Here is a 17864-nt window from a genome sequence, read left to right on the forward strand (position 1 = left end):
ATACGATGGCGGACGCCAAGACCATTACTATCGATCCCAAGGACGTCCGGCTGGACGGCCGGCTGATGCGGCGCATCTGGCGCCTCGCCAAGCCGTATTGGTGGAGGCGGGAGCATTGGAAATCATGGGTGCTCCTGATGTTCGGAATCTCCATGAACCCGGCGCTCGCCTACTACAGCATTTGGATCGCGCGCAAGAGCGCCGAAAGCACCGATGCCTTGGTGACACATGACAAACCGGCTTTCCTCGCGATCTTTTGGCTCATGTTCGCTCTGGGGATCGGACAATGGCTGTACGCCGCCAGTATCGGCCTGCTGACCGACATCATGAAGGTGCACTGGTATCGCTGGATGACCCAGTGGATGGTCGAGCATTATCTTGCCGATCGCACTTACTACAACATCGCCGTAAATGACGACGTAGACAATCCTGACGAACGAATCCAGGATAATGTCATGCCCTTTGTCGAAGCATTGCTATCAATTCCGACCAGGATCCTTGGGACTATATTGGGAGTGATAACAAACGCCGTTCTGATTAACCAGGTCAGTTCGAGCATGACGGTTTTCGTTTTTCTATATTCGTTTGGGACTATCATCGTTCAGACCGCGCTATACATTCCACTTATCCGGATGAATTTCACCCTGGTCGCGACCAAGGCGGATCTGCGCTACGGTCTGTTGCGCGTGAGGGACCACGCCGAAACGATTGCCTTCTTTCGCGGTGAGCGAATGGAAACGCGGCAGGTGGGCGAACGCCTGGGCCGGCACAAGAATGCCCAGATGAGAGTGATCTACTACCAGGCGTTGACCTCGCTCGGCGCGCAGATATTGACTTATGCCTGGATGCTGGCGCCGCTGTTCTTCGTCTATCCGCTCTATTTCGAAGGGAAGATCAGCTATGGAACCATCGCGCTGGCGACGGCGGCGGCCAGCGGATTGATGGGCTCCATAACCCAGCTGAACACCTATCTCCCGTTCCTCACGACCTTGGCGCCCAGCGTGGTGCGCCTCTCGCAGATAGTCGAGCGTCATGAAACGATCACCGGTGGTCGCCGGAAGGACGGGCGCATCGTGATCGCGCGCGGCGATCATGTGGAACTGGACCGGGTGAGCTTCCTGACACCGGGCGGGGAACGATGCCTGGTGCGCGACCTTTCGGTCAGCGTCGAGGGAGGGGAGTCCCTGATGATCGTCGGACAGACCGGAGTCGGCAAGAGTTCGCTTCTGCGCGCCATGGCCGGGCTCTGGGATCGGGGATCTGGACGCATGACCATGCCGTCCGAGGCGGTTACCATGTTCGTCCCGCAGAAACCCTATATGATGCTGGGCACGCTGCGCGACCAGCTACTCTATCCCCATGGCGACGCCGACATGGAGGAAGAGCGTATCCAGGCCGTGCTGGAGCAGGTCTGCCTGCCCGATCTCCTTGCCAAGCAGGGCGGTCTGGACGCGGAAAAGGACTGGTCCAAGATCCTTTCGCTGGGCGAACAGCAACGCATCAGCTTTGCCCGCCTGCTGATTTCCCGCCCGGCCTTCGTCTTCCTCGACGAAGCGACAAGCGCGATGGACCTGAAGACGGAGGCAACGGTGTATCAGGCGCTGGCGGACAGTGGCTGCACCTTTGTAAGCGTCGGCCACCGCGAAACGATCCTGCGGTTTCATGGCCGCGCGCTGCAACTCTTTAACGACGGCAGCTGGAGAGTGGTCGACGCATCCTCGGTTTCGATCGCGGCGCCCGGCCCACAGGAGTTGGCGCGGATCGCCCCGGGGACGGCGAAGGAACCCGACGGCTGGGGGCAGCGGCGCCTGTCGAATCGGCCGAGCCGCGCGGAAAGCGAAGCATGAGGCGCTGAGCGGAAGCCGGCATGGCGACCAGCGATAAAAAGGATTGCGGGTCACGCGCGCTCGCACAGTTTCCCTCTCAAGATGACGGCGCGATGGCAAGACCGGCATGGCCGGCCCGCTTCGGAGGACCGACACTTCGCGAACGGGGGCAGAGGCAACTGAGGGCGATCCGCGCAGCGACGCGTGGCGTGGGGCCACGTGTCGCGACGAGCGATAAGGGGGTAAAGATGATCGGACCGATAGGACGTGCTTTGATCAACCGGCATTGCGGGTCGCGCATCGCCCTTGCATTGGCCATGCTTGCCGCACCGATGGCCTTGCCTGCGACGGCGGCCGCACAGACCGAAGCAGAGCGGAGCTTCGAGATTCCAGCGGGCACGCTCGGCGATGCCTTGCGGCGCTTCGCCGAACAGTCCCGCATCCAGCTGCTCTATCCCGCCAATATTGTCGAGCAGCGCCAGTCACCCGGCGTGACGGGGCACATGACCGCCGAGCAGGCCCTTGCACGGCTGCTCGCGGGCACCGGCCTGGTCTACCGTTTCAACGACGCGACGACGGTGACGCTTTCCGAGCCGGTCAGCGCGGAAGACGGCGGGCGTGTCCTTGGTCCCGTCATGGTGCAGGGCGTGGAAGGGAGCGGCCTGGCCGGCGCGACGCTGGTCAACGGGATCAACGGTTCGCGCGATGTCACCGCGACGGAAGGTACGGGCAGCTTCACCTCGAACGCGCTGACCGTTGGGTCGAAGACGCCCGTTCCGCTGAAGGACGTGCCGCAAAGCCTGAGCGTGCTGACGGCGCAGGCCATCGAAGAGCAGGCCATCACCGATCTGACCGAGGCGCTCTCCCGATCGACCGGCGTGACCCTCGTCCAGGGGCAGACCAGCAACGAAACCCTGTTCTACTCTCGCGGTTTCCAGATCACCAGCATCCAGATCGACGGCGGCGCGCCGCTCAACGGACGGCAAGACGCCTTCGGCTACTATCCGCAGATCGACATGGCGCAGTACGATCATGTCGAACTGCTGCGCGGCGCGGCAGGAACGTTCAACCTCTACGGCGACCCTTCCGGCACGATCAACCTGACCCGCAAGAAGCCGCTGGATCACCCGCAGTTCGTGTTCGAAGGCCAGCTGGGGTCTTGGCAGAAATATCGGGTGGTGGCCGACGCCACCGCCCCCCTCGCGCTCGACGGCGCCCTGCGCGGGCGCGCGGTCATGTCCTATCAGGACAACGACTATTTCTACCGCCTGGCACACGACAATCGCCTGATGCTCTACGGCATCGCCGAGCTGGACGCGACCGACACGACACTCATCACCGCCGGCATCAGCTATACCCGCCAGAACGGCCGGCCCTGGGTGGGCGGCCTGCCGCGCTACGCCGACGGCACCGATGCCCGGCTGCCGCGCGATACCGCCTTCGTCTTCCCCTGGAACCGGTTTGACCTGCGGACCACCGAACTGTTCGGCTCGATCGAACAGAAGATCGGCGAAGACTGGGACGCCAAGCTGAACGTCACCCATGTCAGCCAGCGCAGCGCGCAGAAGCTCGGCCAGGCATATGGCCTCATCAATCCTTACACGCTCGATGGTGTGACCATGAGCGCCTACCAACTCGAAGACGGCACCGAGCAGACGTCCGCCGAGTTCACTTTCGGGGGCAAGTTCAGGCTGTTCGGGCAGGACCAGCGCGTCCTGGTCGGCGCCAACTATATGGATGCGGACGGATCCTTCAAGCGGGAGCACACCGCGCTCATCGCGGGAACCTTCGATCAGCCCTACACGCCCTATCTCGGCGGGCCCTCCTACTACATCGGCTCGCCGGATGGCAGCGCGCCGCCAATCGACGTGTTCAACTTCGATCCCTCGGATCCGCGTTACATCGAGCCGCCAAGCACGCTTCTCAGTTACGCCTATCCGGAACGCCGGCAGGTCACGATAGGTGCTTATGTGAACCTGATGCTGACGCCGCTGGATCGGGTGCACCTGAACGTCGGCTGGCGCTACAGCCGGTTCCTGAGCCGCAAGCTGGCCGAAAGCTACTGCACCGACCCCTACGACTTCTTCTGCGACGGGCTGGCGATCGGCGACGTTTCGGACTCCAACTTCGAGCGGCTGAAGAATGAAAACTTCGCGTGGCCGCCTTCGGCATCCTTGCTCTACGACCTCACGTCCAACCTTACCGTGTACGCCGGCTATACCGACATTTATCAGAATCAATCCTATTATGTCGATCGCGATCTCAATTCCCTGCCGCCAATCACAGGTGGGAACTATGAAGTTGGGACGAAATGGCAATCCCCCAACAAGAAGCTGAATGCATCTGTTTCAGTATATTACATCGAAAAGAACGGCATCGCTATTCCCGATCCCAACTCTTACCTCGTCAATCCGGATGGCACCATCAATCCCAATGTTCAGGTGGACAACAAGGGCAATCAGTACTTCTTCGGCCTAATCGGCGAAGGCGTGTCATGTTGCTACGTCGGCGGGGCGGACGCAAGTTTCATCAGCAAGGGCGTCGACGTGGAGATCGCGGGCGAGGTGCTCGCGAATTGGCAGGTCTCGCTGGGCTATACCTACAATGACAACTACTATCGCGGGAAAGATCTTGCGACGACCCTTTACAAAGCCGCCGGCTCGCCGCTTGTCAGCGAACAGCCCAAGCATCTTTTCAAGTTCTGGACGAGCTATCGGCTCGGCGAAGGGCGCTTGTGGAAGAGCCTGACGCTGGGCCTGGGCGTTCAGGCGCAATCCAGCGTGTATCGCAACGGCAGCACCTGCACCCAGCTTCTGCCGCCCGACGACACCGGGTATAGCGCCTGCGCGGTGCCGCTGAGCCTCATCCGTTACACGCAGCCCGGTTTCGCCATCGTCTCGGGGCGCATCGACTACGGCATTTCCGAAAACTGGTCGCTGGCGCTCAATATCGATAACATCCTCGACAAGACCTATTACCAGACGATCGGACCGGCCACGACGACCGCGACCTCCAACTGGTACGGCGAACCGCGCAACGTCACGCTGACGGTGCGGGCGAAATGGTGAACCGCCGCCGATGCCGTTGTGGGAAGCCCCAGCACGCCTGCAGCGGGGAATGTTCATGACCTATCTGCATGCGGCCGATCGCAGGGATGCGCTTCCGCGCCTGTCGCCCACACAGCAGGTCACGTTCGATCGCATGCGCGAGGCGATCACGGGCGTGCCCGTGATCGCCATCGAGGGCCGCGGGGGGCTCGGCCACACCACCATCATGCGCGCGCTGCAGGCCGCGAAGGGTGGCCGCTTCCTGACGATGGATACGATAGCGGCGGTATTGGCAGCCCCGCATCGCCCCACATACGAACAGGCCGTGTATGAAGTGCTGCGGGATGCACTGGCACAGGACGATATCGTCTTCGTCGATGGCCTTGCCAACAGTTTCCAGGCCGCGAGCTTTGCGCCGTTCCATCCCCGCGCGGGGCTTTTCGCCATCGTTTTCAAGGCACTCTACGACCTTGCGGATGCGCACGACAAACGCATCGTTCTCAGCCTGGACAGGCAGGACCTTCGCCCGCACCACAGGCTGGTCGTCACGCATCGTCCCCTCGCCATCCACCTTCCAGACCTGGGCGCAAAGGATTACGCGCATTTCCTGATCGAACGTTTCGGTCCCGATGCCCTCGCCGCCGTGGATTTCGAAAGAGTCTATCGCTTTTCGCGCAAGCTTTCGGCCCATCATATCCAGGCGGTCTGCAATCTCCTGGCGGTCCGGGGGCATGCCGGGTTCACGACCGAGGATGTGATCGCGGTCATAGCCGGCGAGTTGCTGCGCAGCAATGTCGAGCTTGCCGAAGTGGAGCCGGTGGATCTGAACCAGCTCGCGAACATGGACATGATCGTCGAAACGCTTGATCGCACGATCCTGCTACCGCTGCGCGAACCGGAACTCGCCGCCGAGCTGGGCCTGGAGGCCAAGCGCGGCGTGCTGATCCATGGCGCCCCCGGCACCGGAAAGACGACGATCGGCCGCGCGCTTGCCCATATGATGAAGGGCAAGTTCTTCATGATCGACGGCGACATAAACCATGACGCGGGCAGCGATTTCGTGCGCGAGGTGGACAAGGTATTTTCGCAGGCCGCTTGCAACAGCCCTTCCGTGATCTTCGTCGACGATGCGGACGTGATCCTGGGCGATCCCCGCATGCAGGCGTTCGGACGTTATCTCCTGACCAAGCTGGACGGCATACAGTCGGAATCGGCCGGCCGTGTCTGCGTCATGATGACGGCGATGAACATTGCCGCCATGCCTCGGGCCCTGCTGCGGTCGGGGCGTCTCGAAGTCTGGCTTGAAACCGCGCTGCCGGATGCGGCGACACGCGCCGCGATGGTGCGCGGCCACATTGCGCGCGGTCCGGACATATTCTCCACCTTCGACCTGGATGCGGTCGGCGCGGCGACCGAGGGCTTCACGCCCGCGGACTTGAGGCGACTGGTGGGGGATGTCGCCGGCTATGTCGCCTATGATCGGCACACGGACGGCGCTGAGCGGCCGCTCGATGCCTATTTCGCGATGGCGGTGGAAGATCTGCGTCGCCAGAAGGCACTCGCCGAAGCTGCGGCTGGACAGCGCGGCGGGCTGCTCTTCCATTGATCCGCCCGCCCTTCCCCCGCCTTGCCAGGGCCGATATCCGGCAAAGGATCATCCGATGACGACCGTCCCGACCTCAGTCCGCCGTCCGGCACCCGAGGAGATCGCCACTACCCTTACGCCTGGCCAGGCGCAGGCTTATGCGCATCTTGTCTCGATATTGCCGGGAACCAAACTCGCTCATCTGCGGGGCGAGGCCGGCTCCGGCAAGTCGATGGTGCTGCGCCGCCTCGCCGCCGATACCGGCGGTGCGTATCTCACCACATGCGACCTGCTGGAGGCCATGCGCGGCCGGGCGCCGGATCGCTTGGCCGAAACCCTGGCCGGCATCATCGCCACTGCTTTCCGGAACAATGATCTCGTCGTGTTCGACGACCTCGAAATGTTCGGGGAACTTGGCGGCGCGGGCAACCTGAGCGCCGAGCGGTCCGGTTTCCTGGTCGGGCTGCTGGACAACGCGATCGCCGCCCTCCCGGAAACCGGCAAGACGCTGGTGACCGCTTCAGCGGGCGAGATGACGACGACGGTCAATGGCGAGCAGGCCGTTCACGTGGACCTGGCGGCCCCCGGTCCAGCCGACTATGCCATGCTCCTCGGCAGTCTCCTGCGGCAGGACATGGGCGACTTCGACATCGATGCGCTTGGGCGCGGCTTTCGGCGCCTGACCTGCTACGAGCTGGCCATTGCCGCGCGCATGCTGAAGGCGGAGACGCGCTTACCCGCGACCGCGACGGAGGTTATTGCCCAGCTTGATGCCCTCCATCTCCATTCCAACGTCGATCTGGACGAAGTGGAGGCGGTTTCGCTCGACGGGCTGGTCGGCGTCGAGGAGATCGTGCGCACCCTGCGGCGCACCGTGCTTCTGCCGATGACCGAGCCCGCACTCGCGCGCGACCTGGGATTGACGCCCAAGCGCGGCATTCTGCTCTACGGCGAACCGGGCACGGGCAAGACCACCATCGGCCGCGCCCTGGCGCATGACATGAAGGGCCGGTTTTTCATGATCGACGGCACCTTCGTGCCCACCGCACCCGATTTCGAAATGCGGGTGAACGCGGTTCTTTCCGCCGCCGAAGCTTCCAGCCCATCGGTCCTGTTCATCGACGACGCGGACGTGATCTTCCGCCATGGCCAGCAGACCGGTTTCGCGCGCAAGCTGTTGACCAAGCTTGACGGACTTGAAAGCGCGACCCAGGCCAATGTCTGCATTGTCATGACCGCCATGGATATCGCGGACATGCCGCCCGCCATGCTGCGATCGGGCCGGGTCGAGGTATGGCTCGAGATGCGACTGCCCGATGTGGCGAAACGCCTGGCGATCATACGTCACTACGCCGCCTCGCTGCCGGTCGAATTCGCGTTGGAGGATGAGGCGGCGGTCGCGGCGGCCACCGCCGGATTCACGCCCGCCGACTTGCGCGGTCTCGTCGGCGACGCGCGCGGACATCTCGCCTACGACCGGCATCGCGGGCGCCGGCTTCGGACCTTTGACGAGTATCTGGTGATGGCTGCCGGCGACATCGCAGGGCGCAAGGCAATCATGAGCCAGCTGCGGCTCTGAGGGATCCGTCACGCTCATTGGTATGAATGCCAGGCTTTTCCCGGTTTGAGACAAAATCGGACATCAATCGGCCTGGCGGTTGCGGGTTGCCCTTTTCTGGTTCGTTATCATTCCATAGACTGTCGCGGAGGGGCGGCGACAGCTGGCAAAGGGGACCCTTCGACGTGCATCCCAGCGTACCAGTCGATGAAATTACCGCGGCCACCGGCGGCCCGCCCACCATTCCAATCCATCTGACCCCCTGGCGCATGTTCGCCGATGCCGATCCGATCGTCCAGGCGGTGATGATCGTATTGCTGATGGCCTCCATCGCCTGCTGGGCGGTGCTGATCGCGAAGTCATCCGAACTTTCCGCCGCGAAGCGCGCGCTGAACGGAGACCTGCGCCGGCTGGGTGCCGCCGGATCGATCGGCGAACTCCATGACATGGTCCATGGCCCGGTGTCGGCGATGGTCGAGGCCGCCAGGGTCGAGCTCGATCGCCCGGCCTCGATCGAAGGCGTCAAGGAGCGGCTGTCGCTGCGCCTCAACCGCATCGAGGTCCATGCCGCCCGGCGGATGCTGAAAGGGACGACGCTTCTCGCGACGATCGCCTCGGTTGGCCCTTTCGTCGGCTTGCTGGGTACGGTGTGGGGCATCATGAACGCCTTCATCGGCATCGCCCAGACCCAGACGACGAGTCTCGCGGTGGTGGCGCCGGGTATTGCGGAAGCGCTGCTTGCCACGGCCTGCGGCCTTCTGGCCGCGATCCCCGCCGTCGTGATCTTCAACGCCTTCATTCGCGCGGTCGCGGAATACCAGGGACGGATGGGAGATGCCTCGACCGAGATTGCCGTGCTCACCAGCCGGGTCCTGGATCCCGGCCTGAACTAGGAGGCGCGACATGGCTTTCCGCACGACAAGCGCCGACATCGAACTGAAAGTCGCGCATGAGATCAACGTAACGCCGTTCATCGACGTCATGCTGGTGCTGCTGATCGTTTTCATGATCGCGGCCCCGCTGGCGACGGTGGATATCCCCGTCGACCTGCCGAACGCCAGCGCGAAGACTGAACCGCGCGACCAGGAGCCGGTCTATCTCACGCTCAAGAAGGATCTGTCGGTTCTGGTGGACGACAGGATGGTGATGCGCGGCGCGCTTCGGTCGGCACTGGCGGAAGCGACACGCGGCGACATGGGGCAGCGCGTGTTCCTGCGCGCCGACACGGCCGTGCCGTACGGCGATCTGATGGAGTTGATGAATGATCTGCACGCCGCCGGTTACGACAAAGTCGCGCTTGTCGCGCTGAAGGCGGACGCGAAACGGTGAGGAGGTCCGGTACTGCGCCGGAGGATGTGCCGTGGAAGCGATCTTTGCTCGTCTCGCTCGGGTTGCATGGCGCGGCCGTTGGCGCGCTGCTGGCAGCCGCGATCTTTCGGCCCGATGCCGTGCCGCAATCAGCCGCGCCGATGGTGATGGAAGTATCGTTGGTGACCGCATCTCCGTCGGATCCGCAAAAGCTCATCGCATCCGGACAGGAACGGGTGGAGGCAAAGGCATCCGACCCCGCACGACACCCGGCGCAAAAGACGCCCCCACTCGACATTGCGGAGGCCGATACCGGCGATATCCCGCCGCCGGAGCGCCCGCAGCCTGAGCAGGATCGGCCCAAGATGGTCACGGCCGAGCAGACCTCGGCGCCGCTCAGTATCGCCGCGCGTCCGGCGCCGATGTCGAGCGCGCCGACGATCGGGGCGGCCGCCTCCGTCAGCGCAACCGCGGAACAGTCCTGGGAAGGATTGGTCCTCGCGGCCTTCGAACGCAAGAAGCGCTACCCGAGCCTGGCGCAGCGCTTGCGGCAGCAGGACGTCGTCCTGGTTCGCATCATTATCGATCGTCGGGGCAACGTTACCGATGCCGCCATCCGGCGCAGCCAGGGTTTTGCCGCGCTCGACGGCGAGGTCCTGTCGCTCGTCCGGCGGGTCAGTCCTCTACCCCAGCCGCCGGCCGATGTTTCCGGAGAACGGATCAGTCTGACCGTGCCGGTGCAGTTCTTCGTCCGGCAGGGCCGCCCGTGAGCGGTTTCGGTTCGCCAGGTGATGGACCGGCCGCCACGGCGCCGACGGTCACCGAGGCGGCCGCGACGAAGCTTTCCCGTACCGAGATCGAGACCGTGTTTCTCGACAGCCGGCCCGCGCTGGAGAATGTCATCCGCCGCCGCGTAGGCGATCGGGAACAGGCCGCGGATCTCGTGCAGGATCTGTATCTGCGGCTGAACCGCCTGGCCGACCGCTTGCCGAGCGTCAGCGAAGCACGCTTCTATCTCCTGCGCATGGCCCACAACATTGGCAAGGACCATGTCAGGATCACGCAGAACCGCGCCCGTCTCCTGGAAGGTCTCGCGCTGCTCTATGACGTGCCGCTCGAAACCCAGGAGGAACTGCTCGAACGGCGCCAGAAGATCGCAAGAGTCGAGGTCGCGATGACCCGTCTTACGGAGCGGCAGAGCGACATGCTTCGCCGCAGCCGCATTCTCGGGCAAGACTATCGCACGATATCGGCGGAATGGAAGGTATCCATCAGCACTGTCGAACAGGAGATCGCGCGGGCCTTGCGCCATTTGCGCACCTCGCTTCGGGACGGGTCTGGATAAGCCGTCCCGTTGAATTCCCGCAGGGTTTGCAAACTATGTCAGGAAAGTTTGTGGCTCATGCCCCCGTCCGACGTTAAACGGACATGAATGAGAAGAAGGCCCTTGTTTGATGCCTCGAAGGGGAGCAAATTCTGGCGCTCAGCGACGTGACCCGGACGAGGAAGCGCTGGACTGGGTCATCTGCCTGACGTCGGGCATGGCAACCGACGAGCAGCTTGACGCCTTCGTGCGATGGCGCGACGCCGAACCGGAAAACGGCATGGCTCTCGCTCGCGCCCGGCAGCTCTGGACATCGGTGGGAGAGGCGCTGGTCGCGGGGCAGGAGCGGCAGGTCGCGGCGCGCCTGAACATTGTCTCTTCGCGCCGGAGCTGGCGGAGAGTGAAACCCTTGATGACCATGACGCGGCCCGCTGCCGCCTGGCTCGGACGTCACCGCGCCGCCGTTGCCGGCGTGGCCGCTGCCGCCTGCGCCGTCCTGCTGTCATTCCAATGGCCATTGGCGGACTTGAAGAGCGGCAGCGCCGTCCGCCAAGTCCAGCTCGCCGACGGCTCCGTCGCGACGCTGGCCCCGGACACGGCGCTGGACATCGCGATCGGCGCCGGCGGTGAAAGGCGTATCAAACTGAAGCAGGGCGAAGCGCTCTTTGACGTCGTCCACGATCCCCGGCGGCCCTTTGTGGTGAGTTCGGGACAGGGCGCGACACGGGTCCTGGGAACTGCCTTTTCGGTACGCCTCGTTGGCGGCATGACCCGCGTGATCGTGGCGCGCGGGCGCGTTGAGGTATCTTCCGGCGCCGAACGCCGTATCCTGACACCCGATCGAGAGGTCGTGTACGGACTTACGACAATGGGCGGGATACATGCCGTCGATGCCATGGCGGACCTGAGCTGGACCCGCGACCGGCTGATATTCGACAACACGACACTGGGCGACGTTATCGCTGAACTCGATAGATTCGATTCCCGCAAGATCGTGCTGCTCAATCGGGAAGCGCGATCACGCCGTGTCAATGCAGTGATCGACCTCAAGCGAACCGATCAATGGTTGAAAGCGCTTGAACGGAGCGAAAGGCTGAATGCCGTATCCTTCGCGGGTTTTATCCTTATCCGCTGATAGAGAGGCTGACCGAAAAAGAAGTTGAGCGATATCAGCGAGATGTAATTCAGACGTGTTTTCGAGACAATGACGTTGCCACCTCACGCCGATCATCCGTCGTTCCCCACGATCGACGATGACATAGTAGCTACCAGATAGCTATCACGTATCCGAAAGGGGGTTCATCCATGCCCACCATGTCCTCGCAGACGTCGACGAGGACACCATCATCGACGGGATCGAGGAGGCCGCCGCCAAGACGGCCTTCATTGTCGTCGACCCCGATGGCACGGCAGCCAAGATCGTCCTCCGGAACGCCTCGTGCTCGTTCCAGCGGACGCCGGAAGACCTCGATCCGCGCGGTGTCCAACCTCGACAAGGCCAGGGTGGATGCCGCGGGAACCGGTGTCGGTCGGCGTCGCATCCCGGCTGCTGAACCGTTGGCATAAGCAGCCAATCGCTTCGATCCGCGAACGGACTCCGGGGCGGGGATGAAGCCCCGCCCCGGAGTCCGTTCGCATGCGGCAGGTTCAGATCAGGGCGATGTCCGGTGCGTCTTCCTGCTTCATGCCGATGGTGTGGTAGCCCGCGTCGACATGATGCGTCTCGCCCGTCACGCCCGAGGACAGGTCCGAGAGGAAGTAGAGCCCGGCCCCGCCCACATCCTCGATCGTTACGTTGCGGCGCAGCGGCGAGTTGATCTGGTTCCACTTGAGGATATAGTTGAAGTCGCCGATGCCGCGCGCCGCCAGCGTCTGGATCGGGCCGGCGGAGATCGCGTTGACGCGCACGTTGGCCGGGCCGCAGTCGTTCGCGAGGTACTTCACCGAGGTTTCGAGCGCGGCCTTGGCTACGCCCATGACATTGTAATGCGGCACTACCTTTTCGGCGCCGTAGTAGGTCAACGTCACGATCGAACCGCCCGCGCGCATCATCGGCATCGCCCGTTTGGTGACGGCGACCAGGCTGTAGGCCGAAATGTTCATCGTCATCAGGAAATTGTCGAGCGTAGTGTCGTAGAAGCGCCCGCGCAGCTGGCTCTTGTCCGAGAAGCCTATGGCGTGGACGACGAAGTCAATCGTCGGCCAACGCTCGGCCAGGGTGGCGAACGTCGTATCGAGCGCCTCCATGTCGGAGACGTCGCAATCGATCAGGAAATCGCTACCCAGGCTCTCGGCCAGGGGGCGCACACGCTTTTCGAGCGCTTCGCCTTGATAGGAAAAGGCCATTTCGGCCCCATGTTCGTGCAGCTTCCTGGCGATACCCCAGGCCAGGGACTTGTCATTGGCAAGGCCCATGATGAGGCCGCGTTTACCCTGCATCAGACCGGTCATTCGTGTTCTTCCCGTGCTTCTTGATCTTTCGGCTCCATGGCCGCTCCGGAACGTCCGAGCATGTCCCTTTCCTCGGGCGATTCCGCGAGCGCCGCGTTGAGTTCGGCGCCCACCACCATCCCTAAGCCGACAAGCCAGAAAAAGAAAAGCGCGATCATCACCCCGGCCAGGCTGCCATAGGTCAGATCGTAGACGAAAAAGTTGCGCAGCACCTTCGGCAGCGCGAACACCACCAGCAGCCACCAGCCGGTGACGAGCGCCGCGCCGGGCCACTTGGGGTAGATCCGTTTCTGGTAAGCGGTGGGCGTCAACAGGTAGAACAGCATGTAGATCGATCCGAACAGCGCCGCCGCGCTGACGAGCCCGGAGATCGCAATCTGTTCGGCCAGGATGTCCAACCGGGGGAACAGGGCGGCGACGATCGCCTGGGCCGAGGAGATCACGACCTGCGAGGACAGCGAGACCAGCAGCAGCAGAACCGATCCGAAGATCAGCCCGGTCGAGACCAGGCGGTAACGCCAGAAGCGGCGGTGCTTCGCGGCGCCGTAGGCGCGGTGCAGGATATCGCGGATGGTTTCGATCAGGCTGGTGGCGGTCCACAGGCCGAACAGGCCGCCGATCCATAGCAGCCAGCCGTGCCGTGCCGCGACCACGTCGTGCGCGACGGGCCCCAGCACTTCGGCAACGCGCGGCGGCATCGCGCGCAGCACCGCATCGATCGAGGCGCCCAGCCTGGCCTTCTCGCCGATCGCCGAGAAGATCGCGGCAAGCGCGATGAAGAACGGGAACAGGGCCAGCAGCGTCATGTAGGCCAGGTTGCCGGCGTGGATGAAACCGTCTTCCCAGGCGCCGTTGACGACGCGGGTCAGCACGGCGACCAGGCGCGATCCCCGCCGTGTACCTCGCCCGATCCGCCCATGCTCGGGCATCGCCTCCCGCCGACGGCCTTCCGGCGTGAGATCGGGCGGATCGGCGGGTTCTATCGGCGGATCGGCATGCACCGGGCGGACATAGGCAATAGCTGCGGCAGGTTCAATTTCGACCGTCGATGGCACCGGTCCAGGCGGAACGCCGGTTGTCCCATCGTCGGCATCAGTGCCTGAAATGGCGCATTCCGGTGAAGACCATCGCCAGGCCCGCTTCGTTGGCGGCGGCGATCACCTCGTCGTCGCGGATCGAGCCGCCCGGCTGGATCACCGCCGTGGCGCCGGCTTCGGCCGCGGCGAGCAGCCCGTCGGCGAAGGGGAAGAAGGCATCGGAAGCGACCGCGCTGCCCACGGTGCGGGGCTGCTCCCAGCCGAACTTCTCGGCGGCCTCGGCGGCTTTCATCGCGGCGATGCGCGAGGAATCGCGGCGATTCATCTGGCCCGCGCCGATACCGGCGGTGATGCCGTCCTTGGCGTAGACGATCGCGTTGGACTTGACGTGGCGGGCGACGGTCCAGGCGAACAGGCAATCGGCCAGTTCCTGGTCGGTCGGCGCCCGCTCGGTCACGACCTTGAGATCGTCGAAGCTTATTGCGCCATTGTCGCGGCCCTGGACGATCAAGCCGCCGGTGATCTGCTTGACGGTCAGGCCCGGGCGGCGCGGATCGGGCAAATCGCCGGTGAGCAGCAGGCGCAGGTTCTTCTTCCTGGCGAAGAAGGCGCGCGCCTGCTCGTCGGCATCGGGGGCGACCACGACTTCGGTGAATATCCCGCAGATCGCCTCGGCAGTAGGGCCATCCAGCGCGGCGTTGACCGCGACGATGCCGCCGAAGGCCGAAACATCGTCACAGGCGAGCGCGCCTTGCCAGGCTTCGAGCAGCGTGTCCGCCTGGGCCACGCCGCAGGGATTGGCGTGTTTGACGATGACCACCGCCGGTCTCTGTCCCTTGAATTCGGCGACCAGCTCCAGCGCGGCGTCGGCGTCGTTGTAGTTGTTGTAGGACAGTTCCTTGCCCTGCACCTGCTCGCCTTGCGTGAGGCCTTTCGCATGCGGGCCGACCCGTGCGTAGAGCGCGGCCTTCTGGTGCGGGTTCTCGCCATAGCGCAGCTCGGTGAGGAGGCGGCCGTTGATGGCGAGCATCTCGGGGAACAGCTGGCCCTGGTCGGCAAGGGCGAACCACTGGCTGATCGTCGAATCGTAGGCGGCGGTCCGCGCGAAGGCGCGCGCGGCCATCAGCTTGCGAAAGGCCAGCCTCGTGCAACCGTCGGTGGCTTCAAGTTCGGTCAAGAGGCCCGCGTAGTCGGCGGGATCGGTGACGATGGCGACATAGGCGTGGTTCTTCGCCGCCGAGCGCACCATCGAAGGGCCGCCGATGTCGATGTTTTCGATGATCGTATCGCGATCCGCGCCTTTCGCGACGGTCGCCTCGAAGGGATAGAGATTGACGATCACGAGGTCGATCGCGCCGATTTCGTGCTCGGCCATGGCGGCAGCGTGCTCGGGATTGTCGCGCACCGCCAGCAGGCCGCCGTGGACTTTGGGGTGCAGCGTCTTGACGCGGCCGTCCATCATCTCGGGAAAGCCGGTCATGTCGGAGATGTCCTTCACCTCCAGCCCCACGTCGCGCAGCGCCTTGGCCGTGCCGCCGGTCGAGACCAGTTCCACGCCGCGGGCGGCAAGGGCCTTGCCGAGTTCGGCCAAGCCCGTCTTATCGGACACCGAAAGCAGGGCGCGGCGGATCTGGACGGAATCGGTCATGGGCGAGCTATCCTTCGAACGGGAACTTTGGCGCGCCCTTAGGCCGGGTGGGGATAGGGGGCAAGGGCGCGGCGCGATTGGAACCGCCCAAGTTCCGCGAAGATCGATGAATCACGCAGAGACGCGGAGACGCAGAGGGGGGTATACCCGCCGCATGTGCGCTCGGCCGGGTTTTGCTTTGCGTTTGGCGCGGGCTGTGTTGGAGGCGCCCCCGGCGCGAAGGTTCTTCTCCGCGTTTCTGCGCCTTCGCGTGTTTCGATCTTCTTTCAGTTCTTCTTCGCACCTTCGCGCGAACATCAAGCCGCGCAGGGTCAGTTCATCTTCTTGAGCAGCCAGCTGAAGTTGCCGCCCCCGCGCGAGACCAGGCCCTGGATCACGAGTTGCTGGATCGCCTGCGGGCGCCCATGCCCGTCCACCCAGAGCGAATCCTCCACCGTCACTTCACCCGCGCCGGAGCGGAACTGCCAGTAGGAACCATCGGACAAGGCCAGGCCGGCGCCATGGCCATCGGCGGTAAGGCTGACATCGACATCCGGGCCGAGATGGAAGCGGATCGCGAAGCCCACCTTGCCGCGCTTGGCCTTGCGGCCCGAAGGCAGCAGCAAATCCTCGCCGCGCAGTTCCGATCCATCGTCGCGCAGGATCAGGATGCGGCGGTGGACAAGGCCGTAGCGCGCGGCATAGCCGTTGTGGCTCGCCTCCAGCCGGGTGGCGGTGACGCCGTTCTCCTGCGCCAGGGTCTTGCGATCGACATCGACTTCGTTGACGCCCGAACCGATCATGCCGTTGATGAGGATCGCGGTGGAATTGGCATCGTCCAGCGTCAGCGTGGAATGTGCGGCGGTGGCGCGCAGGCCCTGCTCGAGCCGGACCGGAACGAGCCCGCCGCCGCTCGCCGCGCCGCCGCAGTTGACGATCAGGCGATGGCCGCCATGCGACATCTCGAAAGCCAGCGTGGAGGCGCAGCCGTAGCGCGCATGGGCCGGCATCGGTGGCGGCGAAGCGTCGAACTGCAGCACGGTCCTTTGCGCGACCGCGCGCTGGTAACCCCACTGGCGCACATCGCGCAAGGGACGGGCGCGCACGCCGCTGGCCTTGATAAGCGCATCCACTTCCTCGCCGTCGACCGCCCAGCCGCCCTGCCAGGAACCCAGCGATCCGTCGCCGTGGGTCAGCGCCAGCAGCGGCGGCACCAGCATCTCCACCACGCGCTCCATTGCCGGCGGAGGCTCCCGGCGGGTGGCGTGGTAGCAGTTGCGCAGCCGCACCAGCAGCGCGATGGCTTCCATCTGCGCCAGCGGGCTGCGCGAAAGGACGCCGCCATCGTCACCCATGAGTTCGCCCAGCGCCTTGATAAGTCCGGCTTCGCCATAGAGCCGGCGCGGCCGGCCATCGGGCAGGAGCAGGCCGGCGGCGACGATGCCGCACCAGCCGGAGACTTCGGCAAGACGATCCTCGGCCTGGGTCACATGACGGTCCAGCCAGCGCGCGGTCTCGGCGATGTGGCCCAGCGTGCGCGATCGCAGCGCCTTTTCGCCCGAGAGGATCAGCGGCGCATGGGCAAGCCAGTTCGTCAGGCGCATACCGGTGTTGCCCACGCTCCAGGCGGGGCCCTTGCCGGGCCTGGCCGGCGGCCGGGGGTTGACCTGGAGCCATGCGGACAGGATGCGTTCCGCCACGGGCGCGCCTTGTTCGCGCGCGGCGCAGGCGGCGAGATCGGTCAGCCAGGAGAAGGAATGGACGACCTTTTCGAGCGGCGGCGTGACGCGCGCGGCGCCGGCATAGTCGACCTGCGCCACCGGTGTCTTGGCGCCGTGGACCAGGAAGTGTCCGGCACGGATGGCGGTGCCCGCCACGCGGCTGCCGGGCAGGGTGTTGTTGACGGTCGCCAGCAGGCGGGTCCTGGCCTTCTTGCCCATCGGCGCGCTGAGCATCGTGCCGGGGATGCCGAGGCGATAGGCCATGCGGATCAGCCGCTCGCCCATGCCGACCGAAGGCGGCGAGAAATCGATCAGCGCCAGCGCCCGACCCGGCTCGATCTGCTCGGCGCCGACAGCGTGCTTCCGAGCGGGCGTCATGT

The 17864-nt window shown here is 64.5% G+C and carries 14 protein-coding genes; 9 read left to right on the forward strand and 5 right to left on the reverse strand.

Annotated elements, in window-relative coordinates:
- Window positions 1-5 precede the first annotated feature (5 nt).
- The 9 genes from BM052_RS05970 to BM052_RS06010 all read left to right on the forward strand — a co-directional run bounded on the left by BM052_RS05970 (window position 6) and on the right by BM052_RS06010 (window position 11783).
- On the forward strand, window positions 6-1847 hold the full coding sequence (locus BM052_RS05970) for an ABC transporter ATP-binding protein/permease (protein ID WP_091144385.1): 1842 nt from the start codon (window positions 6-8) through the stop codon (window positions 1845-1847).
- A gap of 227 nt (window positions 1848-2074) precedes the next feature.
- The gene (locus tag BM052_RS05975; protein WP_177198350.1) at window positions 2075-4894 is read left to right on the forward strand and encodes a TonB-dependent siderophore receptor; all 2820 of its coding nucleotides are present in this window, start codon (window positions 2075-2077) and stop codon (window positions 4892-4894) included.
- A 55-nt stretch (window positions 4895-4949) separates the two neighbouring features.
- The gene (locus BM052_RS05980; protein WP_177198351.1) at window positions 4950-6479 is read left to right on the forward strand and encodes an AAA family ATPase; all 1530 of its coding nucleotides are present in this window, start codon (window positions 4950-4952) and stop codon (window positions 6477-6479) included.
- A 55-nt stretch (window positions 6480-6534) separates the two neighbouring features.
- Window positions 6535-8037, forward strand: a complete 1503-nt coding sequence (locus BM052_RS05985) for an AAA family ATPase (RefSeq protein WP_177198352.1) — start codon at window positions 6535-6537, stop codon at window positions 8035-8037.
- Window positions 8038-8201: 164 nt separating this feature from the next.
- Entirely contained in the window at window positions 8202-8909 is a 708-nt protein-coding gene (exbB, locus tag BM052_RS05990) for a tonB-system energizer ExbB (RefSeq protein ID WP_218151523.1), read from the forward strand.
- A 10-nt stretch (window positions 8910-8919) separates the two neighbouring features.
- Complete coding sequence (gene exbD / locus BM052_RS05995; protein WP_091144397.1) at window positions 8920-9345, forward strand: TonB system transport protein ExbD; 426 nt, start codon at window positions 8920-8922, stop codon at window positions 9343-9345.
- Window positions 9346-9389: 44 nt separating this feature from the next.
- Window positions 9390-10094 carry an energy transducer TonB family protein gene (locus BM052_RS06000; protein WP_143084753.1) on the forward strand — a complete coding sequence of 235 codons (705 nt, stop codon included), beginning with the start codon at window positions 9390-9392 and terminating at the stop codon, window positions 10092-10094.
- Complete coding sequence (locus BM052_RS06005) at window positions 10091-10669, forward strand: RNA polymerase sigma factor (RefSeq protein WP_091144403.1); 579 nt, start codon at window positions 10091-10093, stop codon at window positions 10667-10669. The genes BM052_RS06000 and BM052_RS06005 overlap by 4 nt, the downstream gene beginning before the upstream one ends.
- Window positions 10670-10778: 109 nt before the next feature.
- Window positions 10779-11783: a FecR family protein gene (locus BM052_RS06010; protein ID WP_091144406.1), complete on the forward strand. Its 1005-nt coding sequence runs from the start codon at window positions 10779-10781 to the stop codon at window positions 11781-11783.
- A gap of 130 nt (window positions 11784-11913) precedes the next feature.
- Here the strand turns inward: BM052_RS06010 and BM052_RS19845 are convergent, their stop codons facing one another.
- The 5 genes from BM052_RS19845 to BM052_RS06035 form a co-directional block, all read right to left on the reverse strand.
- The gene (locus BM052_RS19845; RefSeq protein ID WP_177198353.1) at window positions 11914-12222 is read right to left on the reverse strand and encodes a hypothetical protein; all 309 of its coding nucleotides are present in this window, start codon (window positions 12220-12222) and stop codon (window positions 11914-11916) included.
- A gap of 73 nt (window positions 12223-12295) precedes the next feature.
- The gene (gene fabI / locus BM052_RS06020) at window positions 12296-13099 is read right to left on the reverse strand and encodes an enoyl-ACP reductase FabI (protein WP_091144410.1); all 804 of its coding nucleotides are present in this window, start codon (window positions 13097-13099) and stop codon (window positions 12296-12298) included.
- Entirely contained in the window at window positions 13096-14028 is a 933-nt protein-coding gene (locus BM052_RS06025) for a YihY/virulence factor BrkB family protein (protein ID WP_091144498.1), read from the reverse strand. The genes fabI and BM052_RS06025 overlap by 4 nt, the downstream gene beginning before the upstream one ends.
- Window positions 14029-14191: 163 nt before the next feature.
- Window positions 14192-15784 carry a bifunctional phosphoribosylaminoimidazolecarboxamide formyltransferase/IMP cyclohydrolase gene (purH, locus tag BM052_RS06030; RefSeq protein ID WP_091144413.1) on the reverse strand — a complete coding sequence of 531 codons (1593 nt, stop codon included), beginning with the start codon at window positions 15782-15784 and terminating at the stop codon, window positions 14192-14194.
- A gap of 311 nt (window positions 15785-16095) precedes the next feature.
- On the reverse strand, window positions 16096-17862 hold the full coding sequence (locus BM052_RS06035; RefSeq protein WP_369821497.1) for a heparinase II/III family protein: 1767 nt from the start codon (window positions 17860-17862) through the stop codon (window positions 16096-16098).
- Window positions 17863-17864 lie beyond the last annotated feature (2 nt).

This window comes from Novosphingobium sp. CF614 (genome assembly GCF_900113255.1).
Lineage (GTDB): Bacteria > Pseudomonadota > Alphaproteobacteria > Sphingomonadales > Sphingomonadaceae > Novosphingobium.